Origin of the sequence: Rhodococcus sp. HM1 (assembly GCF_023218075.1) — a bacterium.
Classification (GTDB): domain Bacteria; phylum Actinomycetota; class Actinomycetes; order Mycobacteriales; family Mycobacteriaceae; genus Rhodococcus.
Genome location: NZ_JALPTB010000036.1, coordinates 1 through 23092, shown reverse-complemented (window position 1 = coordinate 23092; position 23092 = coordinate 1). Strand labels below are relative to the sequence as shown.

The 23092-nt window shown below is 67.2% G+C and carries 26 protein-coding genes; 17 read left to right on the top strand and 9 right to left on the bottom strand.

From position 1 onward, the window contains the following. Positions 1 to 36 precede the first annotated feature (36 nt). Positions 37 to 612: a dihydrofolate reductase family protein gene (locus tag M1M07_RS18715; protein WP_248675189.1), complete on the bottom strand. Its 576-nt coding sequence runs from the start codon at positions 610 to 612 to the stop codon at positions 37 to 39. Positions 613 to 683: 71 nt separating this feature from the next. Between M1M07_RS18715 and M1M07_RS18710 the strand changes: the two genes are divergently transcribed. The 8 genes from M1M07_RS18710 (at position 684) to M1M07_RS18675 (ending at position 7181) form a co-directional block, all read left to right on the top strand. After that, positions 684 to 1262, top strand: coding sequence for a TetR/AcrR family transcriptional regulator (locus M1M07_RS18710; protein WP_248675161.1), 579 nt, complete (start codon positions 684 to 686; stop codon positions 1260 to 1262). Positions 1263 to 1315: 53 nt separating this feature from the next. Beyond that, positions 1316 to 2191 carry an alpha/beta fold hydrolase gene (locus M1M07_RS18705; protein WP_248675160.1) on the top strand — a complete coding sequence of 292 codons (876 nt, stop codon included), beginning with the start codon at positions 1316 to 1318 and terminating at the stop codon, positions 2189 to 2191. 481 nt (positions 2192 to 2672) lie between these two features. After that, entirely contained in the window at positions 2673 to 3947 is a 1275-nt protein-coding gene (locus tag M1M07_RS18700; protein ID WP_248675159.1) for a Rieske 2Fe-2S domain-containing protein, read from the top strand. A gap of 11 nt (positions 3948 to 3958) precedes the next feature. Then, positions 3959 to 4435, top strand: a complete 477-nt coding sequence (locus tag M1M07_RS18695) for an aromatic-ring-hydroxylating dioxygenase subunit beta (RefSeq protein ID WP_248675158.1) — start codon at positions 3959 to 3961, stop codon at positions 4433 to 4435. A gap of 52 nt (positions 4436 to 4487) precedes the next feature. Beyond that, positions 4488 to 4730: a hypothetical protein gene (locus M1M07_RS18690; RefSeq protein WP_248675157.1), complete on the top strand. Its 243-nt coding sequence runs from the start codon at positions 4488 to 4490 to the stop codon at positions 4728 to 4730. Next, entirely contained in the window at positions 4717 to 5802 is a 1086-nt protein-coding gene (locus M1M07_RS18685) for a zinc-binding dehydrogenase (RefSeq protein WP_248675156.1), read from the top strand. Before M1M07_RS18690 ends, M1M07_RS18685 begins: the two co-directional genes overlap by 14 nt. 13 nt (positions 5803 to 5815) lie before the next feature. Beyond that, positions 5816 to 6019, top strand: coding sequence for a ferredoxin (locus tag M1M07_RS18680; protein WP_248675155.1), 204 nt, complete (start codon positions 5816 to 5818; stop codon positions 6017 to 6019). Beyond that, positions 6012 to 7181: an NAD(P)/FAD-dependent oxidoreductase gene (locus tag M1M07_RS18675; RefSeq protein ID WP_248675154.1), complete on the top strand. Its 1170-nt coding sequence runs from the start codon at positions 6012 to 6014 to the stop codon at positions 7179 to 7181. Before M1M07_RS18680 ends, M1M07_RS18675 begins: the two co-directional genes overlap by 8 nt. Before the next feature lie 9 nt (positions 7182 to 7190). Here the strand turns inward: M1M07_RS18675 and M1M07_RS32795 are convergent, their stop codons facing one another. Beyond that, positions 7191 to 8183 carry a LysR family transcriptional regulator gene (locus M1M07_RS32795; protein ID WP_282582150.1) on the bottom strand — a complete coding sequence of 331 codons (993 nt, stop codon included), beginning with the start codon at positions 8181 to 8183 and terminating at the stop codon, positions 7191 to 7193. 74 nt (positions 8184 to 8257) lie between these two features. On the opposite strand from M1M07_RS32795, the gene M1M07_RS18665 reads away from it, so the two are divergent. From M1M07_RS18665 to M1M07_RS18655, 3 genes are read left to right on the top strand one after another with little or no spacing between them, the layout of a single operon-like run. Continuing rightward, positions 8258 to 9613: an MFS transporter gene (locus M1M07_RS18665; protein ID WP_248675153.1), complete on the top strand. Its 1356-nt coding sequence runs from the start codon at positions 8258 to 8260 to the stop codon at positions 9611 to 9613. 44 nt (positions 9614 to 9657) lie between these two features. Beyond that, positions 9658 to 10518, top strand: coding sequence for an alpha/beta fold hydrolase (locus M1M07_RS18660; protein WP_248675188.1), 861 nt, complete (start codon positions 9658 to 9660; stop codon positions 10516 to 10518). Next, positions 10515 to 11465: a 3-carboxyethylcatechol 2,3-dioxygenase gene (locus M1M07_RS18655; RefSeq protein WP_248675152.1), complete on the top strand. Its 951-nt coding sequence runs from the start codon at positions 10515 to 10517 to the stop codon at positions 11463 to 11465. Before M1M07_RS18660 ends, M1M07_RS18655 begins: the two co-directional genes overlap by 4 nt. Before the next feature lie 66 nt (positions 11466 to 11531). Here M1M07_RS18655 and M1M07_RS18650 read toward each other — a convergent pair whose 3' ends face one another. From M1M07_RS18650 to M1M07_RS33220, 6 genes are all read right to left on the bottom strand, one after another. Further along, on the bottom strand, positions 11532 to 12368 hold the full coding sequence (locus M1M07_RS18650) for an ABC transporter permease (protein WP_248675151.1): 837 nt from the start codon (positions 12366 to 12368) through the stop codon (positions 11532 to 11534). Further along, the gene (locus M1M07_RS18645) at positions 12365 to 13531 is read right to left on the bottom strand and encodes an ABC transporter substrate-binding protein (protein WP_248675150.1); all 1167 of its coding nucleotides are present in this window, start codon (positions 13529 to 13531) and stop codon (positions 12365 to 12367) included. Before M1M07_RS18645 ends, M1M07_RS18650 begins: the two co-directional genes overlap by 4 nt. Beyond that, complete coding sequence (locus M1M07_RS18640; protein ID WP_197250891.1) at positions 13528 to 14274, bottom strand: ABC transporter ATP-binding protein; 747 nt, start codon at positions 14272 to 14274, stop codon at positions 13528 to 13530. Before M1M07_RS18640 ends, M1M07_RS18645 begins: the two co-directional genes overlap by 4 nt. Next, entirely contained in the window at positions 14250 to 15299 is a 1050-nt protein-coding gene (locus tag M1M07_RS18635) for an acyl-CoA dehydrogenase family protein (RefSeq protein ID WP_197250892.1), read from the bottom strand. Before M1M07_RS18635 ends, M1M07_RS18640 begins: the two co-directional genes overlap by 25 nt. Positions 15300 to 15306: 7 nt before the next feature. Beyond that, a complete protein-coding gene (locus M1M07_RS18630) occupies positions 15307 to 15822 on the bottom strand; it encodes a DUF4242 domain-containing protein (RefSeq protein ID WP_248675149.1) in 516 nt (171 codons plus the stop codon). A gap of 102 nt (positions 15823 to 15924) precedes the next feature. Continuing rightward, positions 15925 to 16188 carry a putative leader peptide gene (locus tag M1M07_RS33220; RefSeq protein ID WP_368862567.1) on the bottom strand — a complete coding sequence of 88 codons (264 nt, stop codon included), beginning with the start codon at positions 16186 to 16188 and terminating at the stop codon, positions 15925 to 15927. Between M1M07_RS33220 and M1M07_RS18625 the strand changes: the two genes are divergently transcribed. Next, on the top strand, positions 16073 to 16702 hold the full coding sequence (locus M1M07_RS18625; RefSeq protein ID WP_248675148.1) for a TetR/AcrR family transcriptional regulator: 630 nt from the start codon (positions 16073 to 16075) through the stop codon (positions 16700 to 16702). The two genes, M1M07_RS33220 and M1M07_RS18625, sit on opposite strands and share 116 nt — an antisense overlap. Here M1M07_RS18625 and M1M07_RS18620 read toward each other — a convergent pair. After that, a complete protein-coding gene (locus M1M07_RS18620) occupies positions 16689 to 17072 on the bottom strand; it encodes a DUF5313 family protein (protein ID WP_197250895.1) in 384 nt (127 codons plus the stop codon). The two genes, M1M07_RS18625 and M1M07_RS18620, sit on opposite strands and share 14 nt — an antisense overlap. Positions 17073 to 17236: 164 nt before the next feature. Here M1M07_RS18620 and M1M07_RS18615 point away from each other — a divergent pair, with 164 nt between their 5' ends. From M1M07_RS18615 to M1M07_RS18595, 5 genes are all read left to right on the top strand, one after another. Further along, complete coding sequence (locus M1M07_RS18615) at positions 17237 to 18463, top strand: acyl-CoA dehydrogenase family protein (protein ID WP_197250896.1); 1227 nt, start codon at positions 17237 to 17239, stop codon at positions 18461 to 18463. A gap of 56 nt (positions 18464 to 18519) precedes the next feature. Beyond that, positions 18520 to 19497, top strand: coding sequence for an alpha/beta hydrolase (locus tag M1M07_RS18610; protein WP_248675147.1), 978 nt, complete (start codon positions 18520 to 18522; stop codon positions 19495 to 19497). Between the two features lie 54 nt (positions 19498 to 19551). Continuing rightward, a complete protein-coding gene (locus tag M1M07_RS18605) occupies positions 19552 to 20205 on the top strand; it encodes a TetR/AcrR family transcriptional regulator (protein WP_231610022.1) in 654 nt (217 codons plus the stop codon). Positions 20206 to 20516: 311 nt separating this feature from the next. Then, positions 20517 to 21437: a cyclase family protein gene (locus M1M07_RS18600; protein WP_231610023.1), complete on the top strand. Its 921-nt coding sequence runs from the start codon at positions 20517 to 20519 to the stop codon at positions 21435 to 21437. A 49-nt stretch (positions 21438 to 21486) separates the two neighbouring features. Next, entirely contained in the window at positions 21487 to 23019 is a 1533-nt protein-coding gene (locus M1M07_RS18595; protein WP_197250898.1) for a long-chain-fatty-acid--CoA ligase, read from the top strand. Positions 23020 to 23092 lie beyond the last annotated feature (73 nt).

Sequence of the window (23092 nt, the reverse complement as noted above, 5' to 3'; positions counted from 1 at the left end):
GTTTCAAAGGTTTCGTGCTCCTGGGAATGCCCTGATTCAGGCTCGGTCGAACCACGTCACCTGCGCGCCGTTGCCGAACTCCCGGCGCCGGGTGGCCGTGAACTGCGTCGGCGCAAAGGACCCGGACAGTGCCGGCAGACCGGCTCCCGCGAGGACGGGATAGCTCTTGAATATCAGCCGATCGATCTCGCCGATGAGCTGCCCCGCGAGATTGCTGCCGCCGCAGAGCCAGATGTCCAGGCCCTCTTGCGCTTTCAGATTCCGAATCAGTTCCACCGGATCGGTGTCGACGATGTCGACTCGTGGATGGTCCACCGGTGCGAGAGTGCGTGAGAAGACGTACTGCTTCAGGTGGTCGTACGGGCTGACCACCCCCTCCGCGAGTGCCGGTTCGTAGGCGCCGCGACCCATCACCACGGTGTCCCACGTCCGGTTCGGTGTATCGGTCGGCATGCCCACGAGTTCGCGAACGTGGGTCGGGACGGATTCCGGATACGTCTCGCCGATCCAGGACGACATGTCGTCGCACATCGGATAGAAGTCGAATTCGCCGTCGGGGCCGGCAATGTAGCCGTCGAGGGAGACGGCCACGTAGTAGACGAGCTTTCGCACAGAAACCACCTCGTCCGTAGTACTATGATTGAAGTGGTTTGAACGTAGTACTACGGATGGAGTGGTGTCAAGTGGTTCGCGCGAATCCCGAACGTCGCCAGGCCCTGCTGGACGCATCGATCGAGGTGCTCGCCCGAGACGGGGCACGCGGGCTGACGTTCCGCGCGGTGGACAAGGAAGCGGGAGTGCCGGCGGGAACCGCCTCGAACTACTTCTCCAGTCGCGACGAGTTGCTCGTCCAGGTGGGACATCGCTACTACGAGCGGCTGATTCCCGGGGAGGACGTCGTAGCGCAGTCGCGGCAGAGACAGACCCGCGAGTCCATGATCGACTTGATGACCGAAGTGGTCGAACGGGTCAGCGGCTTCCGAAGCGGATATCTCGCCGTCCTCGAACTCCGGCTCGAGGCGACACGGCGACCCGAACTCCAGGCCCTGCTCACCGAGCGGGTGCGAGCCGATCTCGACTTCAACGTGGCCAACTACCGGGAGTCCGGATTGCCCGGAGGCGAGGACGCCGTCGTGCTGCTGTACCTCGCCTTGAACTGGCTGATCCTGGAGCGCCTCACGCTTCCGGGAATCTTCGACGAGAAGCGCGCCGCCGAGCTGGTGCGGACCGCCGTCGAGCGCGCAATTCCCGCTGACGCGTGAGTTGAAAGCGGCCCGGATGTTGGTGGACGTCACACTTCGCTTAAGTTCGAGTGATGAGCAATGAGAACGGTGCTGCTCCCCAGTGGTTCGTCGACGCCCTCGCCGCTCCCGTGGAAACGGGCAAATGCACGGTGTCGGGCGCGACGATCTTCTACCGAGCGTGGGGTGATCCGGGGCAGGCCGGGATCGTCCTCGTCCACGGCGGTATGGCCCATTCGGGCTGGTGGGACCACATCGGACCGCAGCTCGCCGAGTCCCGGCGCGTCGTCGCGCTGGACATGAGCGGACACGGCGACAGCGACCACCGCGACCACTACGGTCTCGAAACCTGGACGGACGAGGTGCTCGCCGCCGCGGAAGCCGGCGGGATCGTCGGACCGCCCGTCCTGGTCGGGCACAGCATGGGCGGCATCGTGTCGTTCGCGGCGTCGCACCGGATGGGGGAGCGTCTCGCCGGCGTCGTCATCCTCGACTCGCCGATCCGCGATCTCACGCCCGAGGAACTCGAGATGCGCATGAAGGCGGCGCGGCCGGCGGGTCCACCGAAGGTGTACCCGACCGTCGAGGATGCGGTCGCGCGCTTCCGTCTCGTTCCGCCGCAGGAGCATGCCGAGCCGTACGTGTTCGATCACATCGCCCGCGGCTCGCTGAAGCCCGTCGACGGCGGGTACACCTGGAAATTCGACGCCATGCGGATCGGTCGGGAGACGCGGAGCAGTCTCGAGGAGATGACCCCGCGTTGCCCGGTCGTGTACTTCCGCAGCGAGCACGGCATCGTCGACGACGCCCTGTACGCCCAGTTGCGGGAGCTGTTCGGCCCCGACGCGGTGATGACCGTACTGCCCGCGGCCGGTCACCATCCGATGTTCGACCAGCCGCTGTCCGTCGTCACGGCGGTGCGCACGGTGCTCGCAGCCTGGCGGCGCTAGGCACCGTATCGACGCCCCCCAGGGGTGAATGTTCCGACTTGTATCGGCTGAGCACCCACCGCTGAATGGGTCGACCTGTGATGGGTGTGCCCATCGACGCCCCTGCCGCAGCGTAGGTGGCCGCCGCATATGGCCATAGCCGACCGGTCGACATCGACGAGCCGGTGATGGTCCTGGCGATTCTCGACGAACAACGGCGGCACCGCTCTCGCTCGTGGAAGAGCGTCCCTTCGCTGGGTGACAACAGGGGCACCCATCACCGGGTCATGCCGAATGGTGAATCCCTCCGCCCGGGATCCGCCCACAAGGATTCGTTGTACCCCCTCTCCGGCTGTTGTTGGCGGCAAGCCCGGCGATGACTGTTGACTGGATCACACAGCGCACCGGATCGAATCGCCCGTCACGGCGAACCTCGATCCGCGCTTATGGGCAACGTCAGCCGGAGCAAAGGGCCGGAGCAAAGGGAATGAGTGGGCATCCGATGAATGCTGCAAACTTTTCGGTCGGGGATTTCGTCGACCTCGACCAGGGCCTCGTGCGGAAGTCGGCGTACTACGATCCGGAGGTCTACGCCGCCGAGATTCAGCGCATCTTCGAACGTACGTGGCTCTACGTCGCGCACGCCTCGGAGATCCCCGAGACGGGCGACTACAAGACGACCGAGGTCGCCGGCCGTCCGGTGATCGTGGTGCGCGGTGCGGACGGTGCCATCCGAGCACTGCAGAACCGGTGCCGCCATCGCGCCGCCACCGTGTGCCAGGCCCCGAAGGGCAACGCGCGGTTCTTCCGCTGCGAGTATCACGGCTGGACCTACAAGAACAGCGGGGAACTGGTGGGCGTCACCTACGCCGACGCGTACCAGGGGCTCGACAAGTCCCAGCTCGGCCTGCAGGAAATCCCCCGGGTCGAGATCTACCAGGACTTCGTGTTCGCGTCCCTGAACCCCGACGTCGAACCGCTCCTCGACCACCTCGGTGAGGCGGCGAAGTACATCGACCTGTTCGTCGCACAGGGTGCCGGACGCCCGCTCAAGGCCGCGTACGGAACCCAGAAGATCCGGTACGGCGGAAACTGGAAGTACCAGCTCGAAAACGGTTGCGACGGATATCATCCGAACTTCGCGCACCGCTCGTTCTTCCGTGTGATGTCGGAGCGGACCGGTGAGGAAGGCCTCGGCTCCTACATGGACGGCTCGGCTGCCGCCGAGTCGGTCAGCCTCGGCAACGGGCACACACTGCTCGACCAGCGGAACACGGCGACCGAGCACTACGCCGAACGGTACAAGGCGTCGCCCGATGTCGACACGATCGTCGCGAGCCTGCGCGAGGAACTTTCCGAGGACGAGATCACGGAGCTGCTCGCCCAGTCGACGAGTCCCGGATTCAACCTGACCGTCTTCCCGAACCTACAGCTGATCGGCCTGCACATCCGCGAGATTCGGCCGGTGTCGGTGAACGAGACGGTCGTTCACTACACGCCGCTCGCTGTCGACGGAGTGCCGGACGGAATCAATCAGCTCCGCATGCGGAATCATGAGTTGTTCTACTCTGCAGCAGGATTCGGAGTGCCCGACGACGGGGAGATGTTCCGCCGGGTGTCCCAGGGGGTCGGCGCCGACGCCGAGTGGCTGCTGCTGAATCGTGGGCAGCACCGCGAGAAGGAACAGGGCGGTGTCGTGTCCGCCCAGATCACCGACGAACTGCCGCAGCGCGCCGAATGGGCGCGCTGGGCCGAGCTGATGGATGTCGAGTCGTGAACGGAAACACCATGACCACCCAGGACCTGATCCACCACGAGAACCTGCTGCTCGACGAGCGCCGGTACGACGAATGGCTCCAACTGTTCACCCCGGATGCCCGCTACTGGGCTCCCTACCGGTGGGACGCGCCGGAACCGCTGAACGAGATGAACCTGCTGTACGACGATTTCCCGCGTCTGCGGGAACGGATCTCTCGCCTGACCGGCGGCGACCTGCACTCGCAGGACCCGGCGTCGCAGACCGTGCGGTTGCTGGGCCAGGCCTGCGCACCGATCCCCGGCGGTTGGGAACCGCCGGCGCCGTTCGACCAGGTCGTGACCGCCCCGTTCAAGTTGGCCGAATACCGCGCCGAACGCACCACCGAGTACACCGGCCGGTACACCTACTGGCTCGCCGAGACCGCCGACGGCCTGCGGATCGCCGCGAAGAAGGTGCAGCTCCTCGGCGCCGAGGGGCCCCTCGGGAACGTCACCTTCCTGCTGTGATGCCCTCCGACGTGCCCACCGTCCCCGATGTTCCGAGTACGAGGAGACAGGGATGACACAGCCCCACATCGACTTCCGCAACGAGTTCGCCAACATCCGGCTCACGCTCGAGCACACGCGGTGCGGTGCACGGCTTCTCGTCGAGGACCGGGAGACCGGTGGTCGCACCTATCTGGATCCGATCGAACTCGCCAGCCTGTGCACATGGCCCGAGGATCGGCGTGCCGAACTCATCCGCGTGGGCATCTACGAGTACGACGAGACGAATGGAGCGAGCATCGATGTCCGACACTGACATCGCGGCACGGGTGCTGACGGCACCGCGCCGTTTCGAGACCCGTCGCTTCGACAGGCCCGTGCTCGGCGCGGACGACGGACTGCTCGGGGTTCTCGCCTGCGGATTGTGCGGCAGCGATGTGGCGAGCTGGCGCGGTGAGAAGAAGCACGACGGGCCGGTGGTTCTCGGGCACGAGGTGATCGGTCGGATCGCCGATCTCGGTCCCGCGGCCGCCGCGCTGTGGGACGTGCGACCGGGCGATCGGGTCGCGATCGAAGAGGCCGTCCCCTGCATGTTCTGTGCTTTGTGCCGGTCCGGCCATCAGCGGCTGTGCACACGCTCGGGGATCCGGTACGGATACACGTCGACCGATACGGCGCCGAGCCTGTGGGGCGGATTCGCCCCGCTGATGTATCTGCACCCGCGGACCCAGCTCCATCGCGTCCCCGACAGTGTCTCGGACGAGCTTGCAACCCTGTATATTCCGCTGTCCAACGGTTTGGCGTGGATGGGGGACAGCGGCGAACTCCGGCCCGGGGAACGGGTCGCGATCTTCGGCGCCGGTCAGCACGGCATTGCGTCCGCGGCCGCGGCCCTGCGTCTGGGAGCCTCCGAGGTCGTCGTCGTCGGCACCGACCGCGACGGCGACCGGCTCGCGGTGGCCCGCGAACTCGGCAGCCAGGTGGTCGTCGCTCCGGCCGAGGACGTCGAGGAGGCCGTGGTCGAAGTGCTCGGCGGCAGCCCCGACATCGTGATGGACATGACGCCATCCGTCGCGCATCCCGTCGAGGCGAGTATCCGGCTCGCAGCGGTGCGCGGACGCGTGCTGTGGGGCGGTATGAAGCGCGGTGCGTCCCGGCCGCTCATCGACACCGACCTCGTCGCACAGAAGGAGCTGACCGTCCGGGGCCTGTGGGCGCGGCCGAGCTGGGCGATCACCGCTGCACTGCGCTGGCTGGCTTCCGAGCCTGCGCTGGGACGGCTGTGCGAACGCACCTACCGCATCGACGAACTCGACAATGCCTTCGTCGATGCTGCCGGCGAGGGAAGCGCACCGGCACCCCTGCATACCGCAGTCCTGATGAATTGAGATTGGAACTCGCATGGAAATTATCGTCGACCGCAGCAAGTGTGCCGGTCACGCCATCTGCACCATCCTTGCTCCCGACGTCTTCGAGATGGACGACGCGGGCAAGGCGGTGGTGCTGCCGACGGCAGCCCACGCATCGGCCACCGAGATCCGTGATGCTGCCGACGCATGTCCGGCACTCGCGATCAAGATGACAGCGGGAGCAGGAAATGGCTAGCGGGACAGTCATCGTCGGGGCATCGCTGGCCGGGATCCGCACCGCTCAGGATCTGCGTCGCGAGGGTTACGACGGGCCGATCACCCTTGTCGGTGAGGAGCCGGAACGGCCCTACGATCGGCCGCCGCTGTCGAAGGGCTTCCTCTCCGGCGCCGTCGCACCCCAGGAACTGTCGTTGTGCTCGGACGACGAGATCGGTTCCGCTGCTGTGGAACTCGTCCTCGGTGCGCGTGCCGTCGGCGTCGACGTCGACCGGCGGATCGTCGGTCTCGCCGACGGAGAGACGATCGGCTACGACAATCTGGTGATCGCCACCGGTGCCGCCTGCATTCGCCCGCCCTGGTATCGGGAGATCGCCGGTGTTCACGAACTCCGCACGCTCGCCGATGCGCGAGCACTGCGCAGCACCCTGACTGCGGTGAACTCTCTGGTCGTGGTCGGCGGCGGATTCGTCGGAACCGAGGTCGCCGCGACCGCTCGGTCGATGGGAATCGACGTCACCATGGTGCTGCGGGAGGCCGCGCCGCTTGCGCCCGCGCTGGGCGATGCGGTCGCGCAGGCTGTGTCGGATCTACACCGTGGTCGCGGTGTGGCCGTGCATCATTCCAGTGACGTTGCGGCGCTGCTGGGTGACCAGGCTGTCGAAGGTGTCCGCCTCGCCGACGGCACTGTCGTCGCGGCGGAGGCGGTGCTGGTCGCGGTCGGGGTCCGGCCGTCGGTGCAGTGGCTCGCCGGGACTCCGTTCTACGACCCGAGAGGCGTCGGGGTCACCGGATCCGGTCGCGCCGGGGAGCGGGTGTGGGCCGCCGGTGATGTCGTGCGTTCGTCCAAAGGGCACTGGGCAGCGGCGATCGCGGATGCGAAATCCGTTGCCGCCGATATCGCCGGCCGATCCGGCAGGTCGCCGTCGATCGAGATGCCGGACTACTTCTGGTCGGATCAGTACTCCCACAAGGTCCAGGTGCTCGGCCGGGTCGGCGAGAACGCCACGCTGACACCGATCGTCGGCTCGCTCGAATCGATGAGCTTCGTCGGTGTGTACGGAACCGACAGTGCGATCACGGGTGCTCTCCTGATCGATCAGCCGCGGCACCTCGGCCGGATGCGGCAGTTGGTGAGCGTCGGGGCGTCGGTCGCGACCTGCCGCGCGAAGGTGGCCTGAGGGGCCGCGCTACGCGCCGAACATGTCGAAGCCGGAGAACTCGTGACGCAACGACGCATCCTCGACCAATTCGGACGGGAGCCATTGTGGAACCTCCGGGCGAATCGGCCTGAGCCAACCCTTTTGGGTCCGGACCGCCAGCGCAGTCTCGAAGAAGGCCAGCACATCCGGTCGCCGCTCGTCCCGCCGGATCGAAATCGCCCACGGGTAGTACGGCTGGATATCGGCAAAGTAGTGGAAATTGAAGTGGTCCGCCTCTGCGTACTGCTCCATGCCCTCGAGAACCAGAACGGGAGGCACGTCGCCTTGGATCATCTGCTGCCCGATGGCCTCGAGCATCGTGATGTCGTGTGGAACGAGTTCGAGCTTCGCGCCGACATCCGGTGCCATCCGCAGGCAGAATCGCTGCCAGCTCGAGAAGCGGGACTCCACGCCCGTGTACCCGATCCGCTGACCACGCAGCAGCGGCGCGCCGAGGTCGTGGATGTGGAAACACTTGACCGGATCGAGGCGCAACAGTGCCTGGGTAAACGCCGCTTCGACGCGTGTGGCGGAGTGCATCGCCACGTCGATGCGGCCGCTCGTCAGCGCATTGATCTGTTCGTCACCGGTCAGGTCGGTGAAGCTGACACTGTCGCCGGGAGAGCGCCGACGGTGCTCCCGCCAGATCTCCTGCATTATCTTCCGATTCCGGATCTCGGCCAGTCGGATCGGCCGATCCACACCTGCCGCCGCTTCGAACAGCGCATCGGTGGCCGCAAGAGCCTGCTCGGCGTACGCGATGACCCTGCTGCCCGCCGCGGTGAGCCTCGCACCCGTGCTGTGACGCGAGAACAGGCTCGTCCCGAGGATGCTCTCGAGCGACTTGATGTGTCCGCTGATCGCCTGCTGGGATACCTGCAGTCGCGCGGCCGCCCGGGTGAAACTCTCTTCCTGCGCCACGACCACGAACGTGCGCAGCAGTCTGGAGTCGACCTCCCTGCGTCCGGGTTCGGACCCCATGTCACGCACCGCCTTCTATCTCGAACCAACCCCCGAGCTGTCCGTGCTCGCCACAGCCGAAGGATCGAAACACAATGACCACCGAAGTGACACAACATGTTTCGTTGGACCGCGAACGTGAGTACCGGCGGGTGCTCGCGTCGAGCTTCCTCGGGTCTGCCATCGAATACTACGACTTTCTCTTGTACGGCACGGCGGCCAGCCTCGTCTTCGGTCCGTTGTTCTTCAGTAATCAGGGGCCCGCAGTCGCCTTGGCCGCCTCGTTCGCGACGTTCGCCGTCGGCTATCTCGCACGGCCGGTCGGAGGCATCGTGTTCGGCCAACTCGGTGACCGGATCGGGCGCAAGGCCACCTTGGTCACCACGATGCTGATGATGGGCGCCGCCTCCTGCGCGATCGGATTACTTCCGACCAGTGCGCAGATCGGCGCCGCCGCACCGATCCTGCTGGTGTGCCTGAGAATCGTGCAGGGGCTCGCGGTCGGCGGCGAGTGGGGCGGAGCGGCCCTGATGGCGCTCGAGCATTCACCGTCGAACAAGCGCGGCTTCTCTGCCTCGTTCGCGAACATGGGCGGGCCCGCCGGCGCCCTGATCGCAACATTGGTGTTCGCAGCCTTCAGCACCTTGCCGCGCGAACAGTTCCTCGACTGGGGCTGGCGGATCCCCTTCCTGCTGTCCGCTGCGCTCGTGCTGGTCGGCATGTTCATCCGCTTGAAGATCTCCGAGTCCCCGCTGTTCGTAGAGGCGCAGAGGCGCTCGGACACGACGCGCACGAAGCGGGAGGTGGCGATCGTCACCGTCTTCACCAGGTACCGCACCCCGCTGCTGCTCGCGTCGGCTGCGGCAGTGGCGGCGCTGGCCTTCCAGACCTTCATGGCGACCTTCGCGATCTCGATGGCAACCAACACCGGCGTCGGTGCCACCGCAGTGCTGCTGTGCAAGGCCGGGGCCGCCCTGATCCACGTGTTCACGATCGGCTATTTCGCGCACTTGTCCGACCGCCTCGGCCGGCGCCGTGTGCTGATCTACGGGGCCGTCGTCTCGATCGTGCTGACCCTGCCGTTGTTGATGCTGCTCGGCAGCGGAAGCGTCGCGCTGGTGTTCGCGGGCTTCGTCCTCGGCAACTCGATCCTGCAGGCCTCCATGTACGGACCGCTCGCGGCGTACGTCTCCGAAATGTTCGGAACCTCGTCCCGCTACACCGGAGCCGGTCTCGCGTACCAGCTCGGAGCAACCGTCGGTGGCTTCACCCCGTTCATCGCCGCGGCGCTGTGGAGCCTCGGACAGAACCACATCGCGGACACCGGCTGGCAGCAGTACTCGATGGTGGCCGTCTACCTGATCGGTGCCTGCCTCGTCACGATCGTCGCGGTCGTGTTCGGCAAGGAGACCAAGGACCGCGACCTCGGCGACGACACCGCAACAGCCTGACCCACCGGACCCGACTTCCTGGAGGAACGATCTTGTCGACCAGCATGATTCCGAACTACACCACCGACGGCTTCTTCGGTCTCGAGGACCGGTGGCTGCAGACCGCCGACGGCGAGCTGACGCACTACCACGAGCTCGGCGAGGGCACGCCGATCCTGTTCCTGCACGGATCCGGCACGGGCGTGACCGCGGCCGCGAACTGGTGGCTGAACCTTCCCGAGCTGGCCAGGCACGGCCGGTGTATCGCCATCGACTCCATCGGCTACGGGCAGAGCGTGGTCGCGGACGGCACCGAATACGGCATCCGGGAATGGGTCCGCCACGCCGTCCGGGTCCTCGACGCTCTCGGCATCGACAAGACCTGGATCGTCGGAAACTCGCTCGGCGGATGGCTGGCGTTCCAGTTCGCGATCGACTTTCCCGAGCGACTGCTGGGCATCGTGTCGATGGGCACCGGGGGTGCCAAGCTCACCGGCGCCCTGGCCGCGCACTCGAATCCGACCCTCACCGAGGACGGAATCCGGAAGACCCTCGAGATGTTCGTCGTCGACAAGAGCCTGATCACCGACGAACTGGTGTCACTTCGGTACCGCGCGGCCCTCAACGACACCGCTTCCGACCGGCTCGCGGCGGTTGTCGCCGCACGCGACCGGGACCGCTACGAACTGCCGCTCGATTTCGACGTACTTGCCGAACTCGACATTCCGGTTCTGCTCATCCACGGCACGCAGGACGTCGTCATCCCGGTCTCGCGCACGTGGGAGCTGCTGAACGTGATCCCGCGCGCCGACGCGCACATCTTCAGCCGGTGCGGGCACTGGTCGCAGGTCGAACGGGCCGAGGAGTTCAACGAGGTCGTCGGCAACTATCTGGCCCGCCACCACTCCACGCGGGCGGGCCGATGAGCACCCGGCGGCAGGCGCTGCTGTGCATGTCGCACAGTCCGCTGCTCGACCACGTCGACCCGCCCGCCGAGGTCCGCGCTGCTGTCGACGCCTCCTTCGAGCAGGCCAGGGCGTTCGTCCGCGACTTCGATCCCGAGCTCGTCGTGAACTTCGGCCCGGATCATTTCAACGGGTTCTTCTACGATCTGATGCCGCCGTTCTGTCTCGGCTTCGCGGCGCACGGCACCGGGGACTACGACTCGTTCGACGGCGCACTCGACGTTCCCGCGCCGATCGCCGAGGAGCTGGCGCAGTTCGTGATCGACCGCAACATCGATCTGGCGATCTCGCGGCGCATGGAACTCGACCACGGCGCCGTGCAGCCGCTGGAGATTCTCTACGACGGTGATCCCGCTGCCACGCCGGTACTGCCGGTGTTCGTCAACTCCGTTGCGCGACCGTTTGTTCCGATGTCGCGGGTGCGAGCACTGGGGCAGGCGATCGGGGAGTACTTCGCGAGCGTCGACAAACGGGTGCTGTTCCTCGGGTCCGGGGGACTCTCGCACGATCCGCCGGTTCCGCAGTTCGCGACCGCCGACGGGGCGCAGCGTGAATTCCTCACTGCCGGTCGCCATCCCACCGCCGAGGCTCGTGCCGCCCGGCAGGCCCGCACCATCGACACTGCGCGGCGTTTCGCAGCCGGTGAAGCCGACATCATGGACCTCAATCCCGAGTGGGACCGCGGGTTCCTCGAGGTGTGCGCGTCGGGGCGGGTGGAGGATTTCGATCGATACACCGCGGACGAGATGGACGCGGTCGCCGGGCATTCCTCGCACGAGGTCCGCACGTGGGTTGCGGCGTACTCGGCGTTGCGGGCCTGTGGGCCTTTCGAGGTGACGTACGAGTTCTACCAGCCGATCAAGGAATACATCGCCGGTTTCGCGGTCACTACCGCCGCATTGGTCTGACCCCCGCTCCTCCGCCCCTCCCGGTGACCGGAACATTCACCCGGCCGGACCGAACAACGGATCCCATCACTCGGGGGATGCAGGAGTGCGTGGGTTGTCGGCGTCCTCGACGCGCACGGGCCGCCGGCGCTCGCGCAGCACGTGACGGGCCGCCCAGTCCAGGCAGAAGCCGAGCGCACCGATCACGACGATCACGGCCATCACCTGGTCGTAGGCGAGCTGATCGCGGGCGTTGAGGATCTGATAGCCGAGTCCGGATCGGACGCCGAGCATCTCGGCCGGCACGAGCACCACCCACGCGATGCCGAGGGCGACGCGCAGACCGGTCTGCACCTGTCCCCGGATCGCGGGCAGCACCACCGATCTCAGCTGTTCGAGGCGGGTGGCTCCGAACGACCGGGCGACGAGCAGATGCCCCGGATCGATGCCGTGGACGCCGGCGGCGGTATTGATGACGATCGGCCACACCGCCGCAGCGGCGATCAGGAAGAACACCGGTTGGTGTCCGATTCCGAACAGCGCCACCGCGATCGGAGCCCACGACAGCGGTGAGATCATCCGCAGGAACTGCACCACCGGCATCGACGCCCGCTCGACGACCGGGTTCAGTCCGATGAGCAGCCCGAGCGGGATCCCGACCACCGCGGCGATCAGCAGCCCCACCAGCAGCCGCCACATGCTCGCCGTGATATCCGGCAGCAGCACTCCGCGGGAGAGCAGATCCCCGAGGGCGGGCACCACGTGCTGCGGTGCGAATTCCCGGACCAGCGAATCGGATCCGGCGACCACGGTGGTGAGCAGCCACCACACGAACACGGCGACGGCGATCGCGGCGAACGGGGGCCACCACGCGTCCTGGCGCGGACGGACGGGGGCACGGGAAGCGAGCGCGGTGGTGCTCACGATGGATCGACCTCCTCGATACGGGTGAGATCTGCGGGCAGACCGAACGCGGCGGTGCCGTCCACCCGGACCAGGGAGGTCCGCACGAAGCGGTCGTCGACCAGGTCGGCGTGCACGGTCGCGGGATCGAGACGCGACAGGAAACGGGTGTCGCCGTCGACGACCGTGTCGTGCATGGCCAGCGCCAGCGCCTCGGTGAAGCTCGGGAACGGGAACGGCTGATAGCCGATCCGCTGAGGATGCCACTGGGGGTGCCGGATGGTTCCCGGCGGCTCGGGGTAGGTGAGCGCGCGGGTCACCGCGGGCAGTGGCTGCGGCAGATAGCCGGCGGTCAGGGCTTCCGCGGCGGCGCGGCGGTCGGTGCCGATCCGCAGCTGCGCGGTCACAAGGGAATCCGAGACCTGCTGCACCACCGTCGGATTGCGTTCGATGAGGTCCTCGTGCACGAGCAGCGCGCAGCACGCGTGCTCGCGCCACACGTCGCCGAGGAACCGATGGATGCGGCCGATGCCGCGCAGGTCGGCGGCGGCGTTGAACGGGTCCGCGACGGTGAACGCAGCGATCGAGCCGTTCGCGAGCGCCGGAATCATGTCGGACGGGCTCATCACCACCAGCTCCACGGTGCCGGCCGAGCGCGACGCGGACTGCCGGATCACCGGGTGCAGGCCGTGGGCGCGCAGCATCTGCTGGACCGTGATGTTGTGGATGGACCACCAGAACGGGATCGCCACCTGTCGGCCCGCGAGCTGCCCCAGTTCGGTGATGTGCGGGGCGACGGTGAGCGCGGACCCGTTGGTGTGGTTCCAGCCCAGGACCCGCACCGCGCTACCCAGCGAATACCGCAGCTGCAACGCCATGGGCATGAGCAGATGGACCACGTCGACCTGGCGGGTGACGAACGCTTCCGCGAGCGAGGCCCAGCTGCGGAACAGCACGGGGCGGACGTCGTCGACGACGCCCGGGGCGAACAGCCCGGCGTGATGTGCCACGAGCAGGGGAGCGGCGTCGGTGATCGGCAGGTAGCCGATGCGCAGTCGGCCGCTGGTGTTCGTACGGTCCGTGCTCGCGGCCCGGCCCAGGTCGAGAAGGCCTGCGACGCCACCCGCGGCGGCGAGACCGACGGCGCCGCGCAGCAGCGTCCGTCGGCCGATGTTCGTGCTCATGCGATTTCGAGTGCGGTGTCGCGGTAGCGGGCGAGGATCTCGGTGCGCAGCCGCTGCCGTTCGGATTCGGTGATTCCGTCATGGTCCAGGTGCCACTGCTGTTGCACCCGGCCGCCGGACCCCAGCAGGGCGATGCGATCGGCGAGACTCAGCGCCTCGTCGATGTCGTGGGTGACCAGCACCGTGGTGAAGCCCAGGTCGCGGGCGAGCCCGCTCAGCCAGTCCTGCAGATCCGCGCGGATCGCCGGGTCGAGCGCGCTGAACGGCTCGTCGAGCAGCAGCAGCCGCGGCCGCACCGCGACGGCCCGGACCACCGCGACCCGTTGTGCCTGACCGCCGGAGAGTTGGTCCGGGTAGTAGCCGGCGAGACCCGCGAGACCGAACGTGTCGAGCAGTTCGTCGGCGTACGCGGGGTCGAAACGGTCGCGATGGGCGGCGAAACGTCCACCGAATGCGACGTTCTCGCGAACGGTGAGCCACGGCATCAGGAGCGGCTGCTGGAACACCACACCGGTGTGCGGGCGGGCCGCGTCGTCGGATTCGGGCCAGGTGACCGCGCCTCGGTCGAGACGGTCGAGACCGGCGACGATGCGCAGCAACGTGGACTTGCCGCTACCGCTGCTGCCGAGCACCACCAGGAACTCGCCGGTGTCGATGTCGAGGTCGACCCCGTCGAGAACGGGTTCGGTCCGGCCGGGAAAACTCTTGTAGCCCTGTACTACTCGTACTGCGAGAGTTCCCACCGAAGCTGTCCTTCCGACGGCGATTGAATGGGCAGGAAGGCCGCTTCGCGGAAGCGGCGATTGGTTGCGCTCGCGGACGCGTAGCCGGCGCCGCCGCGCAACGTCGACTCGAGCCGCGTCGCCTCGACCGCGACGAAGGAACCGTCGAGGCGCAGCCGCAGCAGATCGGCCGGGGCCACGGACGCCGGAGCGCCGGCGTACTCGTAGAGACGGTCGCGGAGGTTGTCGAAGCGGTCCCGCAGCGCGTGGTACTCGTCGACGAACAGTGCGCCGAGTCCGGTGGTACGAGAACAGGATTCGTCGAGCGCGGTGCGAGAGATCCCGACGCAGAAGGAGGTCTGCAACAGTAGGAAGGTGGGGCGGACGGCGCCGCAGAACGAGCGGAGCTCGTCGGTGACGATCTGGTCGTGCGGAACGTGCACCCGGTCGAACGTCAGGGAGGTCGATGCGGTCGCGCCGAGGGCGAGCAGGTCCGGCCGCGGATCGATGCGGATGCCGGGGCTGTCCGCGCGGACCGCGGCGACGACTCCGCTGCCGTCGGCGGTGCGCGCCGGGAAGACGATGAGTGCATCGTCGAATACGTTGGATGCCCAGTGGATCGGACCGGACACCACCAGACCGTCGTCGGTACGTTCCGCAGCGAGCGTGAGATCACCCAGGCCGGCAAGATGTTTCATTGCCGCAGCCATGGCGGTGACGCCGACCCGCCGGCCTGCGCCCAGGTCGTCGCGGAACTTCCCGCGCAGCGTCGCCGGCGCGCGGTCGATGTACTCGAGGGCCATGCGCTGTGCCCACAGGGAGAAGCCGACCGCGAGAGATTCGGCTGCGACGTCCTCGATGACCGCGACCATGTCCCGTAGTTCGCCGCCGTCGAGTCCGCCGGTGAGAAGACCTGATTCGCCGATCCGGGCGAGATCGATCCGGGTGTCGGTTTCCCCGCGATCCAGCGCGGCAGCGCGATCGCGCACGAATTCTGCGATCGCCCGGCGCTGTTGCTCGTCGGTTCGTTCCATGGCCGCGGTCATCGGGTTCCTACCCTTCGAGCGAGTGGATGCGGTCGATCGGAGTGCTGACGGCCTCGCGGGCGCGAACGACCGCGGCTTCGTCCGGAGCGTTGTAGAAGCACAAGCACTTGTCCATGTCCTCGCGGACGTAGGTACGCAGGAAGCTCACCTCGGGAACGTTCGCGTACTTGGGGGAGTTGGCCTTCTTGCGGGCCAGGTAGGTGTCCATGTCGATCGTGTCCGGGATGTCCCACTCGACGAGATAGCCGGCCTCGGGACGCGCTGCCTTGATTTCGTCGAGATCCGCGCCGACCAGACGAACTTCGTTGGGGCCCAAGATCTCCGCGACGTCGAGCTGGGCGGCTTCGAGCTGGGCTGCGCGGCAGGCGTCGAACTCGGCGATCGCGAAGACGCGGGCGCCACCGGTGGTGACCTGCGATTCGATGAGTTCGCCGCCGGCCGCGGCGACCTCGGCGTCGAACGCCTTGATCGCGGCGTCGGCCTGGCCGTCTGCGGGCACGAGTTCGTACAGGTACAGGGACATGAGGGCACCTTCCGGTGAAACGGGGATGGGGTGTGTCGCTGCGCCGGCACCCGGGCACGGTCGACGTGCGTCAGGGCCCGAGAACGGGCGGGGCTTCGCCGGTCAGCGGTGAATGTGACAACACGCGGCGCCGGCCACGCGCACGAGGTCCACGTGCAGGCGGCGGGTCAGCTGGCGGTGGGTCACGAAGCTCACCGTACATGTAGACAGACCGATCTGTCTATTGCGAGGGTCGGTTAGGCTCGACGGCGTGACAGTCTCCACCCACACCGAGTCGAACACCGGCCGGAACACCCGCACCGGCAAGCCCGGTCCTGCCGAAAGACTCCTGGAGACGGCGACGGCGCTCTTCTCGGAACACGGCATCCGGGCCGTCGGCATCGACCGCATCCTCGCCGAATCGGGGGTCGCACGCGCCAGCCTGTACTCGTCCTACGGATCGAAGGACGCGCTGGTGCTCGCCTATCTGGATCGGCTCGACGGCCGGGACCGTGCCCGGTGGGAAGGTGCGGTCGCCGGTGTGCAGGATCCGATCGTCAAGATCCTCACCTTCTTCGACCTGGCACTCGCGTCGGCGCCCTCGAAGGGTTTTCGAGGATGTCAATACTCCAATGCCGCAACGGAATTCCCGGAGGAATCGTTTCCGCCGGTGGTCGCGCACCGGGAGTGGCTGCGGCGCACGCTGGTCGAACTCCTCACGGCGGCCGGCGTCACCGAACCGGATGCCCTCGCCCTGCGGATCCGATTGATCTACGACGGCGCGCTCGCCGGGTCGAAGCTCGAGCACAGCGACGCGCCGCTGCGACTGGGGCGCGAGATGGTCGCGGAGTTGGTCGGTGCTGCCCCCGCTACTGGTGCCGCCCCCGCTACTGCGGGGTGAGAGTGCTGCGCCACTTCTCGTAGGCGGCGTGCTCGGCCGCGCGCCGCTGCTTGACCCGGTCGTTCTCGAGGTCGCCGGGCAGTCCGTTCTTCTCGAGCCGGCGCGTGCGGTTGTGGGCCATGTAGGCGACGGAGAAGAACAGCGACAGCATCATGCCGAGTCCCGCCGTGCTCAGGCGGAGCCAGATCGGCCCGGGGAGCAGTAGGAAGGCCGCGTAGACCGGGAGGAACGGGACCTGGCTGCGGATCATGTGGCGGAGGACGGCGTGGTCGCCGACCAGGTCGTTGCGGACCCATTCGCGCATCGAGGCGGGTAGGGGGCGTCCGAAGGCGTAGGCGGTCCACTGGACGGGGCCGGGGCGAGTGCGCATGTGCCGTTTCGCTTCCTCGTGTGTCGTCACGATCGGTCGAGATCGAGTGTACACATATAAGTAGCGCACTAACTAATCGTGCGGTCCAAATCTCTCCGATCGCGGGGAAGGCGGGAGTGGGACGAGTCCTGTACGGCCCCAGGAACCTGTTCTATATTGCGACCATGTACGAGTGGTCCGACACCGACCTCATGTTCCGCGACGCTCTTCGCGGCTTCATCGAGAAGGAAATCCGCCCCCACGTCGATGAACTCGAGAGCGGTGCGCTGCCGCCGTACGACATCATCCGCAAGATGTTCGCGGCGTTCGGCATCGACGAGATGGCCCGGGAATCGCTGGCGAAAGCCCTGGCCCGCGAGGAAGCGGGGGAGAGCGCGCCCGCCAAGTCCGGCGGGATGGGCGGCTCGCCCGGAATGGCGGCGCTGCTCAACATCGAGATCGCCGGTGTCAGCCTCGGTCTCGTCGCGTCGATGGGCGTGAGCCTCGGCCTGACCGCCGGCACCATCCGCAGCCGCGGCACCCTCGCCCAGAAGAAGCGCTGGCTGCCGGAACTGGTCACCATGGAGAAGGTCGGCGCGTGGGCGATCACCGAACCGGACTCCGGCTCCGACGCATTCGGCGGGATGAAGTCGACCGTGCGCCGCGACGGCGAGGACTACATCCTCAACGGCCAGAAGACGTTCATCACCAACGGCCCCTACGCCGACGTCATCATCGTCTACGCGAAGCTCGACGAGGGGGACGCGACCGTCGATCGGCGGGATCGCAAGGTCCTCGCGTTCGTGCTCGACAAGGGCATGGAGGGGCTGACGCAGAGCGCCCCGTTCAAGAAGATGGGCATGAACTCCTCGCCCACCGGCGAACTGTTCTTCGACAACGTCCGCATCACCCGCGACCGGCTGCTCGGCGAAACCGAGGAGGGCGGCAAGAGCGACGGCAAGGACAGCGCGAAGGAATCGTTCGCGGCCGAACGGATCGGCATCGCCTATCTCTCGCTCGGCATCATCGAGCAGTGCCTGAAGCTGTGCACCGCGTACGCCAAGTCCCGGAAGCTGTGGGGCAGGGAGATCGCGCAGTTCCAGCTCATCCAGCTCAAGCTGGCCGAGATGGAGGTCGCGCGCATCAACGTGCAGAACATGGTGTTCAGCGCGATCGAACGCGCCGCGGCCGGCAAGCCGGTGAGCCTGTCGGAGGCGTCGGCGATGAAGCTGTACTCCTCGCGTGCCGCGACCGAGGTGGCGATGGAAGCGGTGCAGTTGTTCGGGGGCAACGGCTACATGGCCGAGTACCGCGTCGAGCAGCTCGCGCGCGATGCCAAGTCGTTGATGATCTACGCGGGAAGCAACGAGATCCAGGTGACCCACATCGCGAAGGGCCTGCTCGCCGAATAGTTCTGCCCCGGAGAAAATCTGCACTGCGACTGCCGAATCGGTTAGTGTCATCCGGCATGAGTGAGATTATGCCGTTCGCGGCGACGGTCGATCCCGATCTCGCCGCGGCCCTGGCGCAGCTACCCGACCTGCGCCTCGAGAATCTGGAGGAGGCTCGCCGCACCTTCGACGAGTTGATGTCCGGGCTCGGTCCCGCGGACACCTCGGGCGTCGCCGTCGAGGAGTGGCTGGTCCCCGGTGCGCCCGGTGGTCCGGAGATTCCGGTCCGGTTGTTCGTGCCGGACGCCTGTCCGGACGGGAACTTCGGATCCCGGGCGGTCGTGCTCGAAATCCACGGCGGCGGCTTCGTGCTCGGCTCGGCCGCGCAGAGCGACGCACTGAACTCGGTGATCGCGCGGCGCACCGGGGCAGTCGTCGTCTCCGTCGACTACCGGCTCGCCCCCGAGCATCCGTACCCGGCCGCGGTCGACGACTGCTACGCCGCCCTGACCTGGATCGCTTCGAGTGCAACGCATCTCGACATCGACCCGGACCGGATCGTCCTGGTCGGCGATTCCGCGGGCGCCGGCCTGGCCGCCAGCGTCGCTCTGCGCGCCCGGGACCTCGACGGCCCGCCGATCGCGCTGCAGGTTCTGCTCGAGCCCGAACTCGACGACCGGCTCCAGACCGCCTCGATGCGCAGCGGCACCGACACGCCCGTGTGGGACAACACCAAGGCAGCGCTGAGCTGGCGTCACTATCTGGGCGAGCAGCCGCCGACCGGGGAGGCGGTGCCGGCGCGGCAACAGGATCTGTCGGGACTGCCGGCCACCTACATCACCGTCAACGAACTCGATCCGCTGCGCGACGAAGGGCTCGAATACGCCCAGCGCCTTCTGCAGGCCGGCGTGCGCGTGGAACTGCACCTCTGGCCCGGCACTTTCCACGGATTTTCTCTGGTTCGCGGAGCAGCGGTAACCCGTCGCGCAACCGCGTCCTTGTGTGATTCGATCATTCGCGCCACTGCGCGTACTGCGGTGCTCGAGACCGGCTAGAACGAAGACTTTTGGGGGGATTCGATGGGGGTTGTCAGTGGAAGTACGCCGCCCGTGCGCGTGATTCCGGCGCGCGAAATCGGAGCACCGGTCGACGGTGCCGCCAGGCAGGACGACGCGCCGCCCGCCGTGGACGGGCGCCAGGCACGGGCCGAGCGGACCCGCCGCGCGATCGTCGAGGCGCACATCTCCCTGATCGGCGCGGGTGAACTCTCGCCGACGGGGGCGCAGATCGCGGACCGGGCCGGGGTGTCGCTGCGATCGCTGTGGGGGAATTTCAACGACCTCGAGACCCTGTTCGCAGCGACGGGAGCCGAGGTGCTGCGTCGCCAGAACACGATGATCGAGCCGATCGACGCGGACCTGTCGCTGGAGGAACGGATCGAGACGTATTGTCGGCAGCGTGCCCGGGTTCTGGAATTCGTCGCCCCCTTCGCCCGGTCGTCGGAGCTCCGGGCGCCGTTCTCCCGCGAACTGCAGCGCAACCGGGTGCGGTACCTGCGTGGCGTGAGTTCGGAGATCGAGGCGTTGTTCGCCCGTGAACTCGCCGGAGGCGATGTCCCCCGCCGCGGGGAGGTGCTGCAGGCGCTGGGCATCGCCGTCACCTGGCCGACCTGGGTGTCGCTGCGTGACGTGTCGCGACTGTCGATTCACGAGGCGACGTCGGTGATGACGCGGATGGTTACCGCGCTGCTGACATCGGACTGATCACACCGCGTCCGCCCCCGCCGGGAACGCCGTCGCCGGCCCCGCCCCCGAGATGGATCGGGGCGGGGCCGGTTCGGTGTGGTGGGTCGAGCAGTCTTGCAGGGGATCCCGCCACCCCGAGCGGATGGTTTCCGAATCTGCTGCACAACAGTCGGATTCGTGCCGCCCGACCAGGGGACTACCGAGGATGCGGTCGCCGGGCGCACTCCCGGAACGGCGGCCTATTGACACTTCGAGTGTTGTCGCTCACAATCGGAATCAATGAAGTTGACATGACTGTCACGTCACGAACAGACCCCTGGAGGAAGACCATGCCCGTTCCTGCGATGCGTGAACTCGGCGAGAAGGTGCGCAACTGGGGGCGGTGGGGCTCCGACGACGAGCGCGGTACGACGAACCTCATCACCCCGGAACGCCTGGTCGCGGCGGCAAAGCTGATTCGCACGGGTGAGATCTTCGAGCTGGGGATCCCCCTCGACGGCGACGGGCCTCAGCCCGGCGGCGCCCGCATCAACCCGATCCGCCTCATGTCCGAGAACGGCCAGGAGCAGGTCCTGCCCGGCGGATTCAAGTGGGCCGACGACTACGTGTTCATGCCGCTGCAGGCCGGATCGCAGTACGACGCGCTCTCGCACGTCCAGTACGACGAGCAGATCTACAACGGTCATCCCGGCACCGGCATCACCGTCAAGGGCGCCGACAAGTGCGGCATCCATACGCAGTCCAAGGGTATCGCCGGCCGCGGCGTCCTCCTCGACATCGCCCGCCACCGCGGCGTCGACTGGCTGGAGGCGGGAACCGCGATCGGACCGGACGAACTCGACGCGGTCGCCCGATCCCAGCAGGTGGAGGTCGGGCCGGGCGACATCCTGCTCATCCGAACCGGTTGGCATGCAAAGTTTCTCGCCGAGCGCGACCCGGCGTCGTACATGGCGGGGGAACCCGGCCTGTCGCTCGCCTGCGCGCAGTGGCTCCGCGACCGCGACGTCGCCGTGGTCGGCGCGGACAACTGGGCCGTCGAGGTCATGCCGGGGGAGAACCCGGGTGCGTTGTTCGAACTGCACATGGTGCTCATCCGCGACATGGGCATGACGCTCGCCGAAATGCTCAACTTCGAGGAACTCGCCGCGGCATGCGCGGCCGACGGTGTCTACGACTTCTTCTACGCGGGACCGCCCCTGCAGTTCACCCGTGGCGTCGGGTCGCCGATCAATCCGCTCGCCATCCGCTGAGCGCCACGGTCGCTCGCACAATCCCCTCGACCTCAGGAGAACCCCCGACATGCTGCTCAGCGACATCGTCGAGTACGGCGCACGCAAACATCCCGACCGGATCGCCCTCCGATTCGAGAACGACGTGGTCGACTTCGGCGAACTGCGCGACCGAACCCGGAGACTCGCGAATGCGCTTCTTGCCGTAGCGAATCCGGGTGACCGGGTCGCGATCCTCTCGACGAACTGCACCGAGTACTTCGACTGCTACTACGGCGTCCCGATGGCCGGAATGGCGCTGACCATCCTCAACTTCCGGCTCCATCCCGAACAGATCGTCGCGCTCGTCGAGCACTCCGGGGCGTCGGTGCTCGTCGTCTCCGAGGAATTCGCCGAGGTCGCCGCAACGGTCCGGGAGCGCGTCCCCTCCGTCCACACGATCGTCGTCATCGACGGTTCCGACGAGGACACCTCCTGGGAGTCGTTCGTCCGCAACGCATCGACGGAGCCGCCGGTGACCCGGCCGTCCCCGGACGACATCGCGTGGCTGGTCTACACCAGCGGCACCACGGGAATGCCCAAGGGCGTGGCGATCAGCCACCGGAACCTGCTCAGCGGCATCACGTCGTCGGCGCTCCACTGGAACCTGCCCGAGGGTACCGTGTTTCTGTTCTGCTTCCCGCTCTGTCACGTGGGCGGCTACGTGACGCTGCTCAACCACCTGAACGGCAACACGGTCGGGATTCTGCGTGCCTACGACAACGCGACCTTCCTCCGGACGGTCGAGGAGTGGAAGGTCACGCAGACCGGACTCGCTCCCACCATGATCAACTTCCTGCTGCAGGATCCCGCGCTCGACGAGCACGATCTCGGCACGCTCGAAGCGATCGGGTACGGCTCGTCCGCCATCCCCGCAGCGGTGCTCCGCGAAGGCCTGGACCGGCTCGGCTGCGATTTCTACCAGGGAATGGGCATGACCGAGCTGGCCGGCAACGTCCTCCATTTCGACGAGGCGTCGCATCGCCGGGCCGCGAACGGCGAGCCCGAACTGCTGGCGGCCGCAGGAAAACCGATGCGACTGGCGGACATCCGCATCGTCGACGACGCGATGAACGATGTTCCCCGCGGCGAGATCGGTGAGATGATCGTGCGCGCGGACCAGGTCATGTCGGGATACTGGAACGATCCCGAGGCAACCGAGGCCGCCTTCACCGACGGCTGGTTCCACACCGGTGATCTGGTGCGGCAGGACGCCGAAGGCTTCGTGTACATCGTCGACCGCAAGAAGGACCTCATCATCAGCGGCGGCGAGAACGTGGCGTCCCTCGCGGTCGAGCAGGCCCTCTACCGCCACCCCGCCGTCGCCGAAGCCGCCGCGATCGGCGTTCCGAACGAAACCTGGGGCGAAATCGTCTGTGCCGTCGTAGTTCTCCGCGAAGGAGCCGACGCGAGCGCCGACGACATCATCGCGAGCTGCCGCGAGCATCTCGGCGGATTCCAGGTGCCGCGCCGCGTCGAGTTCGTCGACACACTCCCCAAGAACGTGACCGGCAAGATCCTCAAGCGCGACCTACGGGATCGCTTCGCACCTTCCCCGGCCTGATCGGCCCCCACCGGATCGGCGGCAGCTTCGCGCTGCCGCCGATCCCGTCATGCACAGAAACTCCCTCCCCACC

Coding starts and splice junctions, on each gene's coding strand:
- M1M07_RS18595 (WP_197250898.1), top strand. CDS start 21,487: ATGCTGCTCAGCGACATCGTCGAGTACGGCGCACGCAAACATCCCGAC.
- M1M07_RS33220 (WP_368862567.1), bottom strand. CDS start 16,188: ATGCCGTGTTCCGAGAAGAGCGCCGTCGCCGTCTCCAGGAGTCTTTCG.
- M1M07_RS18645 (WP_248675150.1), bottom strand. CDS start 13,531: ATGAGCACGAACATCGGCCGACGGACGCTGCTGCGCGGCGCCGTCGGT.
- M1M07_RS18705 (WP_248675160.1), top strand. CDS start 1,316: ATGAGCAATGAGAACGGTGCTGCTCCCCAGTGGTTCGTCGACGCCCTC.
- M1M07_RS18600 (WP_231610023.1), top strand. CDS start 20,517: ATGCCCGTTCCTGCGATGCGTGAACTCGGCGAGAAGGTGCGCAACTGG.
- M1M07_RS18700 (WP_248675159.1), top strand. CDS start 2,673: ATGAATGCTGCAAACTTTTCGGTCGGGGATTTCGTCGACCTCGACCAG.
- M1M07_RS32795 (WP_282582150.1), bottom strand. CDS start 8,183: ATGGGGTCCGAACCCGGACGCAGGGAGGTCGACTCCAGACTGCTGCGC.
- M1M07_RS18695 (WP_248675158.1), top strand. CDS start 3,959: ATGACCACCCAGGACCTGATCCACCACGAGAACCTGCTGCTCGACGAG.
- M1M07_RS18655 (WP_248675152.1), top strand. CDS start 10,515: ATGAGCACCCGGCGGCAGGCGCTGCTGTGCATGTCGCACAGTCCGCTG.
- M1M07_RS18630 (WP_248675149.1), bottom strand. CDS start 15,822: ATGTCCCTGTACCTGTACGAACTCGTGCCCGCAGACGGCCAGGCCGAC.
- M1M07_RS18690 (WP_248675157.1), top strand. CDS start 4,488: ATGACACAGCCCCACATCGACTTCCGCAACGAGTTCGCCAACATCCGG.
- M1M07_RS18660 (WP_248675188.1), top strand. CDS start 9,658: ATGATTCCGAACTACACCACCGACGGCTTCTTCGGTCTCGAGGACCGG.
- M1M07_RS18635 (WP_197250892.1), bottom strand. CDS start 15,299: ATGACCGCGGCCATGGAACGAACCGACGAGCAACAGCGCCGGGCGATC.
- M1M07_RS18665 (WP_248675153.1), top strand. CDS start 8,258: ATGACCACCGAAGTGACACAACATGTTTCGTTGGACCGCGAACGTGAG.
- M1M07_RS18615 (WP_197250896.1), top strand. CDS start 17,237: ATGTACGAGTGGTCCGACACCGACCTCATGTTCCGCGACGCTCTTCGC.
- M1M07_RS18685 (WP_248675156.1), top strand. CDS start 4,717: ATGTCCGACACTGACATCGCGGCACGGGTGCTGACGGCACCGCGCCGT.
- M1M07_RS18620 (WP_197250895.1), bottom strand. CDS start 17,072: ATGCGCACTCGCCCCGGCCCCGTCCAGTGGACCGCCTACGCCTTCGGA.
- M1M07_RS18675 (WP_248675154.1), top strand. CDS start 6,012: ATGGCTAGCGGGACAGTCATCGTCGGGGCATCGCTGGCCGGGATCCGC.
- M1M07_RS18680 (WP_248675155.1), top strand. CDS start 5,816: ATGGAAATTATCGTCGACCGCAGCAAGTGTGCCGGTCACGCCATCTGC.
- M1M07_RS18610 (WP_248675147.1), top strand. CDS start 18,520: ATGAGTGAGATTATGCCGTTCGCGGCGACGGTCGATCCCGATCTCGCC.